The sequence below is a fragment of the Hafnia alvei genome (genome assembly GCF_900095695.1).
GTDB lineage: Bacteria > Pseudomonadota > Gammaproteobacteria > Enterobacterales > Enterobacteriaceae > Hafnia > Hafnia alvei_B.
The window spans coordinates 1-15,731 of record NZ_FMIQ01000032.1; the positions used below are offsets into that span (position 1 = coordinate 1).

Sequence of the window (15,731 nt, forward strand, 5' to 3'; positions counted from 1 at the left end):
TTTTTTAGCGGCCTGTGCTTTCTGGGCTACTGGCGCTGCTTTTTTAGTGTGTTTGGCTTTTTTAGCAGCCTGAGCTTTTTGCTCGGTGGTTGCTTTTTTATGGTGCTTCGCTTTTTTGTGGTGAGTGGTGCTGGTTGCTTTGGCAGCAGGTGCAGCGGCGGCCGTTGAAGACGCAGCCGGTGCAGCTGGCGCAGCGGTTGTTTCAGCAGCGAAAGCAACAGAAGACAGACCCATAGTAGCAGCAACAACCAGAGCTAAAACTTTTTTCATTTTCCATTCCTCAAGAATTTGTTTTTCGTAAGCCCCTCGGTGGAGCCGGTGAATGAATAATAGGAGGATGGATGTCAACTTTCCGTAAGTGTTTGGTGTCGGTACGTAACGGCATGTACAACCTGTACATTGAAAGGTAAATAGAAAGGTAAATAGAAAGGCAAATAGAAAGGCAAATCGCTAAGGGTGGCCGCTGGTTTCACTCTCAATCCAGTGCGCAATAAAATTCACAACGTACTGTTTTTCTTCTTCGTTTAACGCTTTGCCCCGTGGAATGCGATGCCATTTTTCTAAACATCCCCGGCAGCATGTTGCCGTTGCGTGCTGTGCCACGAACACGGGATGACCACGCATCGGGGTTTGTTTGCCATCATTGTCAGGAAACGCAGGCGCTAAACGGGCATCTATAAAATCATAAGCATGGGATAAAATCACCGCGGTGCCTTTTTGCTGCAGGTAGGCACTGTCTTTGGCGTTGAGGTGAAACTTCATGCGAAAAGGGGAGCGTTGTAGGCGCGCCCAGATATTTTCAGCAGACTGATACACAACAAAATCCTAAATCTGACGAGTAACTGACGGGGTTACGATCCTCTAGCAGCGTTAAAAATGCAAGTTCAGCGCGTAACAGGCGTTTTCCCAGCAGCATAAAACAGACAAACGTAAAGTTACCGCTAATGGGTTGTTTATCCTCGCTTACTCGGTAAGATAAGGCGTATCTATTTTTGGTGGTGAGAAATTTAAACGGTTTATGGTTGAACGGCAGCGTGTGGCTAAGTGGTTTCTGATATTGGCTTGTCTGGTCGTACTAACGTGTACAACTCAGCGCATGGCCGGTATGCACATGCTCAGTAAATACCTTCCCACTGATATTACGGCAACTCAAATGACTGGCGATTCACAGATCGGTGATAGCCAAGAAAGCCCCATTTCTCCCTGTGAGTTAAGTGCCAAGTCCTTGCTTGCGGCAAACGGCATGGCGGTTGAACACCTGTTTTTTGCACTGCTGCTGTTTGTTGCTTTATTGCTTGAGCCCGCGCGGCAACTGCAATTACTCATTCCCCCTCTACGGGCGGTCTCTTTGCCCCGCTTGCGAGTACATCTCCGGCTGTGTGTTTTCCGAGAATAAATTTCTACGTAACTAACTGTTAACGTAGCGAAATTATTTTTGGAGAAAATCTATGTTCCTATTTTTTAGGGCGCTGGCGTTCAGCCTGAGCCTCTGGTTGCCCATCTCTTGGGCAGCCGATAGTGGATGGTTGCAGAATCCACAAAACGACCATGCACAGGTCCGAATCAGCTCAAACCAGCCTGAAAACGGTATGGTGCGCCTTTTGCTTGATGTGAAGCTTAATGAGGGGTGGAAAACCTATTGGCGTTCACCGGGTGAGGGTGGTATTGCACCAGAAATTAAATGGCAAACGCCAATCGAAAGTATGCACTGGGGATGGCCAACGCCGCAGCGCTTTGACGTTTCTGGCATTTCAACTCAGGGATATCACGGCGATACCGTTTTTCCTATCAACGTAAATATTCCAGCATCAGCCCAGCGGCTACAAGGTGTACTGACACTTTCTACTTGTAGCAACGTTTGCGTGCTCAGCGATTTCCCTTTTGTTTTGGATCTCACACAAGCGGCACCCCAAGAATTTGAGCATGGTTTTACACGCGCTCAGGGAACGCTGCCGCTGGCAGAGGGCATGGTTAACCACGTTCAGGCCGGTTATCACAGCGATGAACTGCGCGTAAGTGCCCAGAGAGAAGAGGGATGGCAAAAGCCCGAAGTTTTCTTTGATGTGCCAGACGGCGCTGATTTTGCCAAGCCTAAAATCCAAATTGACGGCAGACGCCTTGTTGCCACGGTTCGCGTGACCGACGGTTGGGAGGGCAATGCGCCCGATCTTCACGGGCAAAAACTAAGTATGGTCTTTAGCGATGCGGGTATTGCCCAGCAGGCTATTCTCACCGTTGACGATCAACTGCCAGCTCCGGTCACCCCTGTTTTAGCACTATCAACGGCCATCCTATTTGCCTTGCTAGGAGGGCTGATTCTCAATCTGATGCCTTGTGTTCTACCTGTTTTGGCCATGAAGCTTGGATCCGTGCTGCAGCTGGAGAACCGTGAAAGTCGGGTCGTTCGTCGCCAATTTATGGCCTCGGCCGCCGGTATTCTCGTGTCGTTTTGGGCATTAGCCGGTGTGATGACGGCGTTGAGGCTAAGCCAGAGAGCGGTTGGTTGGGGGATCCAATTCCAAAGTCCGTGGTTTATCGGACTGATGGTGGTGGTCACGGCATTATTTAGTGCCAACTTGCTCGGCTTCTTTTCCATTCGCCTAGGCAGCAATACCACCACGCGGATAGCAACAGCCGGAGGCAACGGTAACAGCAGCCATTTTTGGCAGGGTGTTTTCGCCACGTTATTAGCCACGCCTTGCTCTGCGCCATTCTTAGGTACGGCACTGGCGTTTGCGCTGGCGGCACCGATGACCGATCTCTGGCTAGTGTTTACGGCTTTGGGTATTGGTATGAGTTTGCCGTGGCTGCTGATTGCCGCTTTCCCGATCGCTGCAAAAATGCTGCCGAAGCCAGGACAATGGATGAACCGTTTACGCATCGTGCTGGGGATGATGATGCTGGCCTCAAGCCTGTGGCTGATTAGCCTGCTCACAGCGCATGTCGGAATACTGGCTGCGTGGTCTCTTTGTGCAGCGCTGCTGGTGGTATTGCTGATCCTAACGGGAATTCATTACGGACGTCGGCAGTTGCTGATCTGGGGAGCGATATTGCTCTTGCTGACTGGCGCGACGCTAGCGGCGGGGTCGTTAACCGCCGAACATTGGCGCACGCCAATGACCGATAGTGTGCAGTGGCAGCCTTTAAGTGAAGAGGCTATTTCACAGGCGTTAAGCCAGAACAAAAGGGTGTTTGTTGATGTTACGGCAGACTGGTGTGTGACCTGTAAAGCGAATAAATACAACGTATTACTACGCGATGATGTGCAGAAGGCGTTGAATGAACCTGATGTTGTGGCTCTACGAGGTGACTGGACGACGCCATCATCTGCGATTAATCAATTCCTTCAACAACGCGGCGCAGTCGCGGTTCCGTTTAATCAAATTTATGGTCCAAACCTGCCAAACGGTGAGGTGCTTTCCCCATTGTTAGATCGTCAAATCCTACTTAAAACGCTGTCGAATGCTAAGGAATAATGCCATGAAAACCAAAATAACGATGCTAATCCAGAGTGCGTTGTTCTCTATTGCTGCCGTGAGTTTTACGGCTACTGCCGCTCCATTAACGGTTGAACAGCAGAATCAGGTGCGTGAATTAATACGCGAGACCTTAGTGAATAACCCACAGATCTTGGAAGAAGCGGTGACCGCATGGCAGCAGCAGAGTGCGGAACAGGCCGGAGCCCAGTTAAGTAAAGTGATTGAGCAAAACCATGATGCACTGTTTAACGACGCAGCCAGCCCACGTATTGGGGCTAAAAACGCCAAGCTTACGCTGGTTTCTTTCACTGACTATAACTGCCCTTACTGTAAACAGTTCGATCCACAGCTTGAGAAAATCGTTAAAAAATATCCAGACGTTGCGATTGTGATCAAGCTCTTACCTTTCAAAGGGGAAACGTCACAAAGCTCTGCACAATATGCTTTGACGTTGTGGCAGCAAAACCCAGCACGTTTTGACGCGCTACATCAGCGACTGATGTCTAAAAAGGGCTATCACACCGACAGCAGCATCGCGAGCGCGTTAAAATCAACGGATAACGCTGGGCTGAAAATCGATGACAAAACCTTAGATGAAGTTCGTAGCAGCCTGCGTTTGGCCGATGTGATGGGGGTACAAGGAACGCCTGCAACGCTGATAGGTCAGCAAATGATCCCAGGAGCGATTAGCTATGACGATCTGGAGCAGGTGGTTAAAGCTGAATTAGCACGGGTATCCTCATGATGCGGCTAAAAAAATGGGCCAAGGAGCTGGCCATTTTTATGGTGGTTTTAGCTGCCTTCTCATGGGGAATGGATCAATGGCGCAAACCACAGCCGCCTGAGATGATGCATTTGCCTGATGTCACGTTAGTTAATGGTCAAACAGTTTCATTAGCCGCGCTTAGCGCTGAAAAACCGCTGCTGATTTATTTTTGGGCGACGTGGTGTGGCGTATGCAAGCTAACTTCACCGATGGTTGAAGAGCTCCATAAGGACGGCGTGAACGTGCTTAGCATCGCGATTCGCTCTGGAGATGATGAACGTCTGATGCGAGGCATGGCGGCGAAAGGCTTAACTTTCCCTGTTGTGAACGATCGGTTGGGGCGCATGGGGGCAGAGTGGGACATTGGCGCGACGCCAACGTTTGTGATCCTTGATAAAGGCAACATGGTGAGTAGCACCAGCGGATGGAGCAGCGGTTGGGGGATCAAAATGAGGATGTGGTGGGCGGGCTTTAGTGGGTGAGTAGGGTTTCGTATGCTGGATAGATGTAAGGTTTAGACCGCCGATCATCTGTGAGCTTACGGTGTAAGGTTTCGACCGCCTATCAGCACCGGTATTCACATACAAACTAAGTCTAAGGCGTCCGATAAGGGTGGGCCAGAGCGCCCACCCTTAACCCGCGCTCTTTTATCCGCAATGCCATCTCCGCGCCGGGTCGGCATGCGCCATCCCTGGCGCCTCCTCCCCTTGTGGAAACCTCCTGTTTCCACTGCTCTAACTGCCAAGGCTTAAACAATTTAAAAGATAAGAAAGACAGAAATGTCTTTTGTCTTTTTTATGTTTAAAGAAAGCATTTTAGAGCCGCCAGCAGGGATGCTGGTGGCAGGTTGAGGGCGCACAGGACGTGCGCTCCGAGACCGGTCGGTCAAACGACTCAGTTAAAAGCGCGCGAGTTGAGAGTCCCCGCGCAACGGGACTCTCATCGGACGCCAACGCCAGTGGTTTCATAGAAATGTATTTGCTAATTGGCGTACGAAACCTTTCACCAATATCAGCATATGCGACCGGCGTCCGAAACCTTTCACCGTGCTAAATCTAAACAAAGTAACACTTAGGTTAATCAGCCGACGAGCAAACGTCCTTCTCTGTGTTATTCACGCTTTCAGATTTTTTTTTACGCGTTAGCGGAGTACGCAGGCGCTGAGCGACTACCACGCCGAGCAGGGCAATACCGCCGCCGATCAGATGATAGCTATGCAGCTGTTCGTGCAGGAACGATACGGCAATGATGGCGGTGAATACCGGCGTTAGATTCATAAAGATAGACGCTTTGTTAGCGCCTAATCGCACGACGCCTTGGATCCACAGGAAAGGCGCAATAATCGAAGCAGGAATACCGGCAAACAGAACCAATGGAATATTTTGCGCGTTCAAACTTACATTGTCGGTCAGCATAAAGTTAGGGATTAATAGCAACACACCAAAGACGATCTGAATATAAAGCGACTGCCAGTTGGGTAAATTGATATTCCAGCGTTTGGTTAATACACCATAGAGTGCGTAAGAAGCCGAGGCAGCGAACATCATCAACTCGCCAGAGCCAATGCCGTGAGTCAGCAGCTGTTGTGGATTACCTCCGCTCACCAGCCACACGAGGCCAAAGAATGACATCACGCTACCCAGTGCGATACCGACGGTGGGAACAATACGTAGCAGCCAAATGCTGATCAACACCGTTAACAGCGGGATAAGGGAGCTTAAAATACCCATAAACAAGGCGCTGACGCTGTGTGCGGCGTAATAAGCCAAGCTTTGATACAGCACCATGCCGAGCAACCCCAGAATCAGTAATTTTCCAAGATGCGGTCGAATGGCCTTTCGGTTGCGAATCACGCCGGGCAGTACAAAAGGCGTCAGTACTAACAACGCTAACACCCAACGATAAAATGAGATGGCCGCTGGATCGATAGCGCCAGCCGAAACCTTACTGACAATGGCGTTGATTGACCAAATCAGTACGGCAAAAAGTGGAAACAGTGCATTCATGATATTTCTTCTCAAAACATTATTGTCGACAACAGTGGCGACGAGCGTTAGTTTACGCGTGTCTGGTTTATTAGATATAGTGATAACCAGACAAAATTTAATGAAATCCAGACAAACTGAATTATCACTTACTGTGATTGGGGCAAAGCGTTATGGCTCAGCAGCGCACATTTCCGACCTCTGAGGTGAGCTCGGTACGCAACTTGTTTTTCCGCTGCGAAGAGGTCAACGCGGATACCGAATATCTGCCACATAGTCATCCGTGGGGGCAGCTTATTTATATTAGAACCGGCGTATTGGCGTTGAACGTTGGCGACCAGCGTTTTCTCGCGCCGTCGAAATTTGCCGTTTGGTTACCGGTTGGCATTGAACATTCAAGCTACAACCGCAAACTGTCACAGTTTCGTACTATCAATATTAGTGCTCGACTGTGCAAAGACTTACCTCCGCAGGCCTGTTTGCTTAACGTTAGCCCGCTGTTTAATGCCATTGTGGATGATTGCTTTGAGCGTGAACTGGTTTTGCCGGAATCCCGTGAGGACATTCGCCTTTGCCGAGTCTTGGTGGATCAACTGAAACGGGCGCCGGTTCATCAAACCTATTTGCCCACCTCACAGGACAAATTTTTAGCGCCGGTGCTGCGTGTATTGGAAAGCTGCCCGTCAGATAACACGCCGCTCAGCGTTTGGGCGCAGCGGGTATACACCACCGAGCGCACGCTATCTCGCCGTTGCCAGAATGAGCTCGGCATGTCCTTTAGCGAATGGCGCCAGCGCCTGCGTTTTCTGCACTCTTTGCCTTTATTAGAGCAGGGGAAAACCGTGCAGGAAGTCGCGTTGGAGGTGGGATACAGCTCGTCTTCGGCGTTTATTGTGATGTTCCAGCAAATTTCAGGCACAACGCCCGAACGATATCGAAAAGTCAGTTAATCAATGAAAGCGTGCTGACTTATTTGGGCTCCACCCCTAATTGGTGGCAAAATAGCGCTTCAATCATTTTCTTATTTACGCAGCGCAGTGCGCCGGCGGGAGAATTACGTGAAAATTCTGGTCGATGAAAATATGCCTTATGCGGGTGAGTTATTCAGCCGCTTAGGAAATGTACAGGCAGTCCGCGGGCGTCCATTGCCTGCCGAGGCGTTGGTCGATGCGGATGCGCTGATGGTGCGTTCGGTCACTAAGGTGAATGCTGAATTACTGAGTGGCACTGGCGTTCGCTTTGTCGGCACTGCCACTGCGGGTACCGATCACGTTGATGATAAATGGTTGAGTGATAACAATATTGGTTTTTCTGCGGCGCCAGGCTGTAATGCCATTGCCGTCGTGGAGTATGTCTTTTCTGCTTTAATGATGCTGGCCGAGCGCGATGGTTTCGACCTGCGTCAAAAAACAGTGGGTATCGTTGGCGTGGGGAACGTGGGGTCGCGGTTGAATTGCCGCCTGCAAGCATTGGGTGTGCAAACGTTGCTTTGCGATCCACCTCGTGCGGCGAAGGGCGATGCTGAAACATTTTATCCGCTGGAAAAATTGGTTCAGGATGCCGATATTCTGACTTTCCACACGCCGTTGAATAAAACGGGTGAGGACAAAACGCTGCATTTGGTCGATGCTGAACTGCTGGCGGCATTGCCTGAAAATCGCATTTTGATTAATGCGGCGCGTGGCCCGATTGTTGATAATGCGGCTTTGCTGGCCGCGTTGAAAAACGGTAAAAAACTGAGCGTGATCCTCGACGTGTGGGAACCTGAGCCAGAGCTTTCTTTAGCGCTGCTGGATTTGGTTGATATCGGTACGCCGCATATCGCCGGTTATAGTTTGGAAGGCAAAGCGCGCGGCACTACACAGGTCTTTGAAGCCTACAGCGAGTTTATCGGGCAGCCACAGCACGTTGCGTTAAGCGAGCTGTTACCGGTGCCGGAAATCGCGAGCGTAACCGTTTATGGTGCGCTGGATCAGGCAAAGCTCAAACGTCTGATGCATCTAGTGTATGATGTGCGCCGCGACGATGCGCCGCTGCGTCGTGTTGCAGGACAGGCCGGTGAGTTTGACCGCCTGCGTAAGCATTATCAGGAGCGCCGTGAATGGTCTTCGTTATGCGTGAAATGTGACGACAATGCGAGCGTTGAGCTATTGAATGCGCTGGGGTTTAGCGCCGAATTAATCTAGTGAGTGTGGCTTAGCTCTTATCCGCTTTTGTGATGAGAGAAATGACCCCACCCCAACCCTCCCCTTGTCAGGGGAGGGGGCTTATCGAGTTTATCGAATGAGATCTCAGCTCGACTTCTTTCCAAGCAAAGGGGAGGTTGGGAGGGGCTCTGGTTCATAGTGACTCAACGTTTTGTTTTCCAGCGCCCGTTTTGCTTAACCAAGTGATGTCGGGCGCTCTGTATTTTTGCTTTTGGAGAAGAACATGACTGACGGCTGGAATATCGCCTTGTTAGGAGCGACCGGTGCGGTAGGTAGCGCACTGATGGAACAGTTGGCGGAACGTGAATTCCCGGTAGGAGAATTATTCCCTCTGGCTAGCGAGCGCAGCGCAGGTGAATCTGTGCGCTTTAACGGCAAGCAAATCCTGGTAGAAAACGCGGCCGAGTTTGATTGGTCACAGGTACAGTTGGCATTCTTCGTCGCCGGAACCGAAGCGTCTTTGCGCTATGCGGAAGAGGCCGGAAATGCGGGCTGTTTAGTGATTGATAGCAGCGATGCGTTTGCTATGGAACCTGATGTTCCGCTGGTGGTTCCAAGTGTGAACCCACAGGCGCTGTCTGAATATCGTAACCGCAATATCGTGGTTGTCGCTGATAGCCTAGTGAGCCAATTATTGACGGCGATCCGTCCGTTGACCGACGAAGCTGGCCTGTCTCGCATTCACGTTACCAGCCTGTTGTCTGCTTCGGCGCACGGCAAAGCGGCGGTTGACGATCTTGCAGGGCAAAGCGCCCGTTTGCTAAACGGCATTCCTTTCGAGCCAGGCTTATTCCAGAAACAGCTGGCATTTAACCTGTTGCCGCTGGTGGCTGATGCGCAGGGCAGCGTACGTGAAGAGCGTCGCATGGTCGATCAGGTACGTAAGATTTTACAAGATGAAAGCCTGCCGATGTCGGTTAGCGTGATCCAGTCTCCGGTGTTTTATGGCCACGCGCAAACCGTGCACCTCGAGACACTGCGTCCGATATCTTCTGAAGAAGCGCGCGATGTGTTTGGCCGTTTAGACAGCATCGAGTTAAGCGAAGAGAATGATTACCCAACGCAGGTGGGCGACGCATCGGGTAATCCGCTGCTGAGCATCGGCTGTGTGCGTAATGACTACGGTTCACCTGATGTGGTTCAGTTCTGGTCGGTCGCGGATAACGTGCGTTTTGGTGGCGCTTTGATGGCTATCGAAACAGCGGAGCGCCTGATTCAGGAGTACATGTACTAATGTCTGATGTGTCGTTATCCGGTATGGATGTAAATGTAGCAGCGGCAGAGCCAGAGGCTCTGCCAGCCAAACCGGTGTATAAAATCGCGCTCGGTATTGAGTATGACGGCAGCCAATACGCAGGATGGCAGCGCCAGCTTGATGCACCAAGCGTGCAGGAGTGCCTTGAAAAAGCGTTGAGTAAGGTTGCCTGCGAGCCGATTACGGTCTCTTGTGCGGGCCGAACCGATGCTGGCGTTCATGCCACCGGACAAGTCGTCCATTTCGAGACGCATGTTGTGCGTAAAGATGCGGCGTGGACGATGGGCGTGAATACCCATATGCCAAAAGATATTGCGGTACGCTGGGTAACAAGCGTCAGCGAAGATTTTCACGCACGTTTTAGCGCTACGGCTCGCCGTTATCGCTATGTCATCTACAATCATCGCTACCGTCAGGCCGTTTTACAAAGTGGTCTGACGCATTTTTACCATCATTTAGACGCAGAACGGATGGAGCGAGCAGGGCAGGCTCTGCTGGGCGAAAATGACTTCACGTCATTTCGTGCCTCACAGTGTCAGTCACGAACGCCGTGGCGTAATGTGTCGCACCTGAAGGTAACGCGTTTAGGTGATTACGTGATTGTTGATATCAAAGCCAATGCCTTTGTCCATCATATGGTGCGTAATATCGTGGGTAGCCTGATGGAAATTGGCTGTGGTAATCAACCTGAAAGCTGGATGGCTGAGTTGTTGGCGGCCAAAGATCGCAAGTTGGCAGCGGCAACGGCTAAGGCCGCCGGATTGTATCTGGTGTCTGTTGATTATCCTGAACACTTTGGTTTACCTAAGGTTTCGATGGGGCCGCTGTTTTTAGCCGATTAGTTTTTAGCCGATTAGTTTTGAGCTAATGAGTTTTTTGCGGCCCGTTTTTTGGCTGGTGGATGCCGCCAGCGTTATTTGGAGAGTGAAGTGCCATGGAATACATTCACTGGGTAATCGATTTTATTCTGCACATTGACGTGCATCTGGCCGAGTTGGTTGCACAGTATGGCGTGTGGGTTTATGCCATTCTGTTCTTGATCCTATTCTGCGAGACCGGTTTGGTGGTAACGCCATTCTTGCCGGGAGATTCTTTGCTGTTTGTGGCGGGAGCGCTGGCGGCGTTGCCCACTAACGATCTCAACGTGCATACCATGGTGGCGTTAATGATCGCCGCGGCCATTATTGGTGATGCGGTGAACTACACTATCGGTCGAGTGTTCGGAGAGAAGTTATTTAGCAACCCGAACTCCAAGATTTTCCGTCGTAGCTATCTGGATAAAACCCATGCGTTCTACGATAAGCATGGCGGGAAAACCATTATCTTGGCGCGATTTGTTCCTATCGTACGTACTTTTGCGCCGTTCGTTGCAGGTATGGGGCATATGTCCTATCGCCACTTTGCGATGTTCAACGTGATTGGCGCATTGCTGTGGGTTCTGCTATTTACCTACGCCGGCTATCTGTTCGGGAATGTGCCGGTGGTGCAGGAAAACTTGAAACTGCTGATCGTCGCGATTATTGTGCTCTCTATTCTGCCGGGTGTGATCGAGGTATGGCGTCACAAGCGTGCAGCAAAAAAATCAGCCTCTAACGGATAGGTCGCTGTCACAGTTGAGAAATAAATTGTGTTTATTGTTCACTCAGAGTGTTCAATAAATGTAAACTCCACGCGGTTCGACCAGTTTTTTATCCACAGAGTCGAACCGTTGTGGTTTAATGAACGGCATTTATGGTCTGTTCCTGCTGGTATATCCGTCATCTTTCACGTTGCAGGTGTGTTGGCCGCACGCGTTCATCCGAATCACTGACTGATGTCAGCCTATCGGGATTTGTGCGCTTGCCGCTTTCCTGCACCATGAAATATATAGGGTATAGTCTTGAGCGTTTTGATCCCAAAGCCGATTGGCTACGGTGATTTTAAAGACTATAGCTACAACGTTACATAATGGCATGAACAGAGGACTGGCATTTCGCCAGGTTCAAACAGAAAGGTCATCGATGAGCTGGATTGAACGAATTCTTAACAAAAGTAATATCACGCAAACCCGCAAGGCGAGCATTCCTGAAGGTGTCTGGACCAAATGCGACAGCTGCGGTCAGGTACTTTATCGTGCCGAGCTGGAGCGTAATCTAGACGTTTGCCCAAAATGCGATCACCACATGCGTATGTCTGCGCGTATGCGTTTGCATACTTTGCTGGACGAAGGCAGTGAGGTTGAGCTGGGAAGCGAGCTGGAGCCGAAGGATATTCTTAAGTTTAAGGACTCCAAAAAATATAAAGATCGCATCTCTGCGGCGCAGAAAGAAACCGGTGAAAAAGACGCATTAATCGTGATGAAAGGCACCCTGAAAGGTATGCCTGTCGTTGCGGCGTCATTTGAATTTGCCTTCATGGGCGGTTCAATGGCTTCTGTGGTCGGTGCGCGCTTCGTGCGTGCGGTTGAGCAGGCGCTGGAAGATAACTGTGCGCTAATTTGTTTCTCTGCCAGCGGCGGTGCCCGTATGCAGGAAGCATTGATGTCTCTGATGCAGATGGCAAAAACCAGTGCTGCATTGGCTAAGTTGCAAGAACGCGGTCTGCCATATATCTCGGTATTGACTGACCCAACCATGGGTGGGGTTTCTGCAAGTTTGGCGATGCTGGGTGACATTAACGTCGCTGAGCCAAAAGCGCTGATCGGCTTTGCCGGCCCTCGCGTTATCGAGCAGACCGTGCGTGAGAAATTGCCAGCAGGTTTCCAGCGCAGTGAGTTCCTGATCGAGAAAGGTGCGATCGATATGATTGTCCGTCGTCCAGAAATGCGCGATAAATTGGCAAGCCTTGTGGCTAAAATGACAGGGCAACCAGAACCTGTCAGCAGTGAAGTCGTTCGCGAAATCCCTGTTGAAGGCGAGACTCAAGACTAAGTCTTTTCTCCTCCTCTGGTTGTATACCCTCACCATACGGGTTGCAGAAAGTCGGCAAATTTGTAGATACCTAGGGCATCGATCGTGATGTGCCTAGGGAAATTGCTTAGTCGATGTATATGCAGCCTGTCGTCATACGGGTATAGCAGTCTTATATCATAGCCCCATTCGGGGCTTTGTTGACTTCTTGAACCGGTTTGAACGGGACTCATGAACGATCAATGACTATGAACAATCTCCCTATCCCCCAAGCCACGTCGAACTTGAACGAATGGCTGCACTATCTAGAACACCTGCACAGTAAAACGATTGAGTTGGGACTGGATCGCGTTAAGCGCGTCGCTGAAAAGCTCGATTTACTCAAGCCTGCACCTACCGTATTTACCGTTGCCGGTACCAATGGCAAAGGCACCACCTGCCGAACCTTAGAATCGATCCTAATGGCCGCCGGCTTTCGTGTGGGCGTATACAGTTCCCCACATCTGCTGCGCTATACCGAGCGAGTACGTATCCAGGGTGAAGAGCTCAGCGAAGCCGACCACTGCCGCTCGTTTGCAGCCTTAGAAGCTGGGCGCGGCGATATCTCTCTGACCTATTTCGAATACGGCACGCTTTCGGCACTGCAGCTGTTTAAACAGTCAGCGCTGGACGTGGTGATCTTGGAGGTCGGTCTCGGTGGTCGTTTAGATGCAACAAACATTGTTGATCCTAGCGTGGCGGTGGTGACCAGTATTGCGCTGGATCATACCGACTGGCTGGGGCCGGATCGTGAAAGTATCGGGCGTGAAAAAGCAGGCATTTTCCGTGCAGGTATTCCGGCGATTGTGGGTGAGCCTGATATGCCGCTGACAATTGCCGAGGTTGCCGTAGAAAAGGGCGCGCAGCTATATCGCCGTGGTCACGATTGGAACTTCAGTGCCACCCAGCTCGATTGGCAATGGCAGGATGCAGACACCACGTGGTCGCACCTTCCACTACCGAAGGTTCCACTGCCTAATGCCGCCACTGCGCTGGCCGCGCTGCGTCACTGTGCGCTTAAGGTTGATGAATCGGCGATTCGCCAAGGGCTTGAAACCGCGCAGTTACCCGGTCGATTCCAAATTATCAGCGAGCAGCCTGTGCTAATTTTGGATGTGGCACATAATCCTCATGCGGCCGGTTATTTGGCGGGGCGTTTGCAGCTGTTGCTAGAACAGCGTCCGACTACGCAGCCACGGCGGGTACGTGCTGTCGTGGGTATGTTGGAAGATAAAGATATTGCGGGCACGCTGGCGTGTTTAAAACCACTGATCGATGATTGGTACTGCGCGCCGCTGGAAGGCCCGCGTGGTGCTCCAGCAGAGCGTTTGGCCGAACATTTGGATGAACCAAACGTGTTTGCCGACGTCGAAAGTGCATGGCAAAAAGCGATGCATGATGCGGCTCCACAGGATATTGTGATTGTTTGTGGCTCATTCCATACCGTTGCGCATGTTATGGCGGTATTAGAAACGCATCATTAGAAACGGAGAGAGCGAGTGGCAAGTAAGTTTCAAAATCGACTGGTTGGCACGGTCATTATCGTTGCGCTGGGCGTCATCGTTTTGCCCGGTTTGTTAGACGGGCAGAAAAAACATTATCAGGATGAGTTTGCTGCTATTCCGCTGGTGCCAAAGCCAGGTGAGGATGATCCTACAGACGTTATTCCTCCGGTAACTCAACCTCTGAGCGAAACGCCTCAGACACCGCAGGAAGGTGCGAATGCGCAGGCACCAATGGATAACGGCAACGTGCCGACTCAAGACCGTGAAGGGGCAAGCACGGCGGTTTCGCCTAATACCCATCAAGGGCGCGGAGATATGGTTGAACTGAAGCCGGTTGAAAGTAAGCCGGTAGAAAATAAACCTGTTGAACAGCCTAAGCCGGTGAAGAAACCTGTCGAGAAGCCGAAGCCAGTCGAACCGCCGAAAATGGTAGAAGCTAAACCTAAGCCGGTCGAGAAGCCTGTTGAACAGCCAAAACCGGTTGAGCAACCCAAGCCAGTCGAACAGCCTAAACCCGTAGAGCAAGCCAAACCAGCGGCGGTGCCGGAAGAAAAAGCACCGGCGGGGCAAGCGTATGTGGTACAGCTGGGGGCATTACGTAATGCGTCTAAAGCGAGTGAGATTGTGGCTAAGCTGCGGTTGTCTGGTTACCGTGCTTATACGGTGCCGGCGTCGCCGGTTCAGGGCGAAATCACTCGTCTGTTTGTAGGGCCAGATGCCTCTAAACAAAAACTACAGTCTGCTCTGCCTGAACTGAATAGCATTAGTGGCTTGAATGGTCAGGTGCGCAGCTATAGCGGCAAATAGCGGTCAATAGGCGTTCAGAACGTCAATTCACATAACAATGAATTGCGTTCGATTTTACAGCAGCTTTGTTCCCAGCAATGAGAGCAGGGCTGTTGTTCTATTTGGATTGATACATTTGGGCGTTGGTTTAGCCGAGGGTACTGGCTGAATCTGTGTCAAATTTTTATGAGAATAAAATTTGCGAATAGGAAGGGAAATCCTCTACGCAAACGTTTTCTTTTTCTGTTAGAATTCGCCGCGAACTGGATGCCGAGGCAATTCTTGAATTGGAATAGTCATGGTTTGGATTGATTGGGTCATTATTGGCATCATCGGATTTTCGGCGTTAGTGAGCCTAATCCGAGGGTTTGTGCGAGAAGCGTTGTCACTGGTTACGTGGGGGGCAGCATTCTTTGTCGCCAGCCATTTCTACACCTATCTCGCTGTCTACTTCACTCGTTTCGAAGATGCGCTGGTGCGCAACGGCATCGCGATTGCGATCTTATTTGTTGCAACGTTGATTGTCGGCGCCATTGTTAACTATGTGATTGGTTCGCTGGTAGAGCGAACCGGATTGAGCGGAACCGACCGCGTGCTGGGCATCTGTTTTGGTGCGCTGCGTGGGGTGCTGATTGTTTCAGCGATTCTGTTCTTTTTGGATACCTTTACCTCGATGGCGCAAAGTGCGGACTGGAAACAGTCACAGCTCATCCCGCAGTTCAGTTACATCATCAGGTGGTTCTTTGACTACCTGCAGAGCACGTCGAGTTTCATACCGGAGCATTTGCCTTCTATTCCGCTCCCGCTCCGGTAACGCTGAT

Annotated in this window: 16 protein-coding genes; 13 read left to right on the forward strand and 3 right to left on the reverse strand. The window is 50.8% G+C overall.

Annotated elements, in window-relative coordinates; genetic code table 11:
• A partial coding sequence (gene asr, locus BN1044_RS09325) for an acid resistance repetitive basic protein Asr (protein ID WP_072308438.1) occupies nt 1-270 on the reverse strand: 270 nt, incomplete at its 3' end.
• A gap of 180 nt (nt 271-450) precedes the next feature.
• The gene (locus BN1044_RS09330) at nt 451-816 is read right to left on the reverse strand and encodes a DUF4186 domain-containing protein (protein ID WP_072308439.1); all 366 of its coding nucleotides are present in this window, start codon (nt 814-816) and stop codon (nt 451-453) included.
• Between the two features lie 202 nt (nt 817-1,018).
• Here BN1044_RS09330 and BN1044_RS09335 point away from each other — a divergent pair, with 202 nt between their 5' ends.
• From BN1044_RS09335 to BN1044_RS09350, 4 genes are read left to right on the forward strand one after another with little or no spacing between them, the layout of a single operon-like run.
• Nucleotides 1,019-1,396, forward strand: a complete 378-nt coding sequence (locus BN1044_RS09335) for a copper resistance protein (RefSeq protein ID WP_072308440.1) — start codon at nt 1,019-1,021, stop codon at nt 1,394-1,396.
• Between the two features lie 52 nt (nt 1,397-1,448).
• Nucleotides 1,449-3,476, forward strand: coding sequence for a protein-disulfide reductase DsbD family protein (locus BN1044_RS09340; RefSeq protein ID WP_072308441.1), 2,028 nt, complete (start codon nt 1,449-1,451; stop codon nt 3,474-3,476).
• A gap of 4 nt (nt 3,477-3,480) precedes the next feature.
• Nucleotides 3,481-4,224: a DsbA family protein gene (locus tag BN1044_RS09345; protein ID WP_072308442.1), complete on the forward strand. Its 744-nt coding sequence runs from the start codon at nt 3,481-3,483 to the stop codon at nt 4,222-4,224.
• Entirely contained in the window at nt 4,221-4,727 is a 507-nt protein-coding gene (locus BN1044_RS09350; RefSeq protein ID WP_072308443.1) for a protein disulfide oxidoreductase, read from the forward strand. Before BN1044_RS09345 ends, BN1044_RS09350 begins: the two co-directional genes overlap by 4 nt.
• Nucleotides 4,728-5,321: 594 nt before the next feature.
• On the opposite strand, the gene BN1044_RS09360 is transcribed toward BN1044_RS09350, so the two are convergent.
• The gene (locus tag BN1044_RS09360) at nt 5,322-6,251 is read right to left on the reverse strand and encodes a DMT family transporter (RefSeq protein ID WP_072308445.1); all 930 of its coding nucleotides are present in this window, start codon (nt 6,249-6,251) and stop codon (nt 5,322-5,324) included.
• Between the two features lie 152 nt (nt 6,252-6,403).
• Between BN1044_RS09360 and BN1044_RS09365 the strand changes: the two genes are divergently transcribed.
• The 9 genes from BN1044_RS09365 to cvpA all read left to right on the forward strand — a co-directional run bounded on the left by BN1044_RS09365 (nt 6,404) and on the right by cvpA (nt 15,724).
• Nucleotides 6,404-7,180: an AraC family transcriptional regulator gene (locus BN1044_RS09365; protein WP_072308446.1), complete on the forward strand. Its 777-nt coding sequence runs from the start codon at nt 6,404-6,406 to the stop codon at nt 7,178-7,180.
• Between the two features lie 108 nt (nt 7,181-7,288).
• Nucleotides 7,289-8,416, forward strand: coding sequence for a 4-phosphoerythronate dehydrogenase PdxB (pdxB, locus tag BN1044_RS09370; RefSeq protein ID WP_072308447.1), 1,128 nt, complete (start codon nt 7,289-7,291; stop codon nt 8,414-8,416).
• A 244-nt stretch (nt 8,417-8,660) separates the two neighbouring features.
• Nucleotides 8,661-9,671 carry an aspartate-semialdehyde dehydrogenase gene (locus BN1044_RS09375; protein WP_072308448.1) on the forward strand — a complete coding sequence of 337 codons (1,011 nt, stop codon included), beginning with the start codon at nt 8,661-8,663 and terminating at the stop codon, nt 9,669-9,671.
• Between the two features lie 23 nt (nt 9,672-9,694).
• A complete protein-coding gene (truA, locus tag BN1044_RS09380; protein ID WP_072308474.1) occupies nt 9,695-10,534 on the forward strand; it encodes a tRNA pseudouridine(38-40) synthase TruA in 840 nt (279 codons plus the stop codon).
• Between the two features lie 92 nt (nt 10,535-10,626).
• On the forward strand, nt 10,627-11,292 hold the full coding sequence (locus BN1044_RS09385; protein ID WP_072308449.1) for a DedA family protein: 666 nt from the start codon (nt 10,627-10,629) through the stop codon (nt 11,290-11,292).
• Nucleotides 11,293-11,692: 400 nt separating this feature from the next.
• Nucleotides 11,693-12,601: an acetyl-CoA carboxylase, carboxyltransferase subunit beta gene (gene accD / locus BN1044_RS09390; RefSeq protein ID WP_040046406.1), complete on the forward strand. Its 909-nt coding sequence runs from the start codon at nt 11,693-11,695 to the stop codon at nt 12,599-12,601.
• A 227-nt stretch (nt 12,602-12,828) separates the two neighbouring features.
• Nucleotides 12,829-14,103: a bifunctional tetrahydrofolate synthase/dihydrofolate synthase gene (folC, locus tag BN1044_RS09395; RefSeq protein ID WP_072308475.1), complete on the forward strand. Its 1,275-nt coding sequence runs from the start codon at nt 12,829-12,831 to the stop codon at nt 14,101-14,103.
• Between the two features lie 15 nt (nt 14,104-14,118).
• A complete protein-coding gene (gene dedD, locus BN1044_RS09400; RefSeq protein WP_072308450.1) occupies nt 14,119-14,931 on the forward strand; it encodes a cell division protein DedD in 813 nt (270 codons plus the stop codon).
• Between the two features lie 277 nt (nt 14,932-15,208).
• A complete protein-coding gene (gene cvpA, locus BN1044_RS09405; RefSeq protein WP_025797824.1) occupies nt 15,209-15,724 on the forward strand; it encodes a colicin V production protein in 516 nt (171 codons plus the stop codon).
• Nucleotides 15,725-15,731: the final 7 nt, after the last annotated feature.

What these genes read in the sequence shown, in the direction of transcription:
- BN1044_RS09335 (WP_072308440.1), top strand. Translation starts at nt 1,019, where the DNA reads ATGGTTGAACGGCAGCGTGTGGCTAAGTGGTTTCTGATATTGGCTTGT.
- BN1044_RS09340 (WP_072308441.1), top strand. Translation starts at nt 1,449, where the DNA reads ATGTTCCTATTTTTTAGGGCGCTGGCGTTCAGCCTGAGCCTCTGGTTG.
- BN1044_RS09345 (WP_072308442.1), top strand. Translation starts at nt 3,481, where the DNA reads ATGAAAACCAAAATAACGATGCTAATCCAGAGTGCGTTGTTCTCTATT.
- BN1044_RS09350 (WP_072308443.1), top strand. Translation starts at nt 4,221, where the DNA reads ATGATGCGGCTAAAAAAATGGGCCAAGGAGCTGGCCATTTTTATGGTG.
- BN1044_RS09360 (WP_072308445.1), bottom strand. Translation starts at nt 6,251, where the DNA reads ATGAATGCACTGTTTCCACTTTTTGCCGTACTGATTTGGTCAATCAAC.
- BN1044_RS09365 (WP_072308446.1), top strand. Translation starts at nt 6,404, where the DNA reads ATGGCTCAGCAGCGCACATTTCCGACCTCTGAGGTGAGCTCGGTACGC.
- BN1044_RS09375 (WP_072308448.1), top strand. Translation starts at nt 8,661, where the DNA reads ATGACTGACGGCTGGAATATCGCCTTGTTAGGAGCGACCGGTGCGGTA.
- truA (WP_072308474.1), top strand. Translation starts at nt 9,695, where the DNA reads ATGGATGTAAATGTAGCAGCGGCAGAGCCAGAGGCTCTGCCAGCCAAA.
- BN1044_RS09385 (WP_072308449.1), top strand. Translation starts at nt 10,627, where the DNA reads ATGGAATACATTCACTGGGTAATCGATTTTATTCTGCACATTGACGTG.
- accD (WP_040046406.1), top strand. Translation starts at nt 11,693, where the DNA reads ATGAGCTGGATTGAACGAATTCTTAACAAAAGTAATATCACGCAAACC.
- folC (WP_072308475.1), top strand. Translation starts at nt 12,829, where the DNA reads ATGAACAATCTCCCTATCCCCCAAGCCACGTCGAACTTGAACGAATGG.
- cvpA (WP_025797824.1), top strand. Translation starts at nt 15,209, where the DNA reads ATGGTTTGGATTGATTGGGTCATTATTGGCATCATCGGATTTTCGGCG.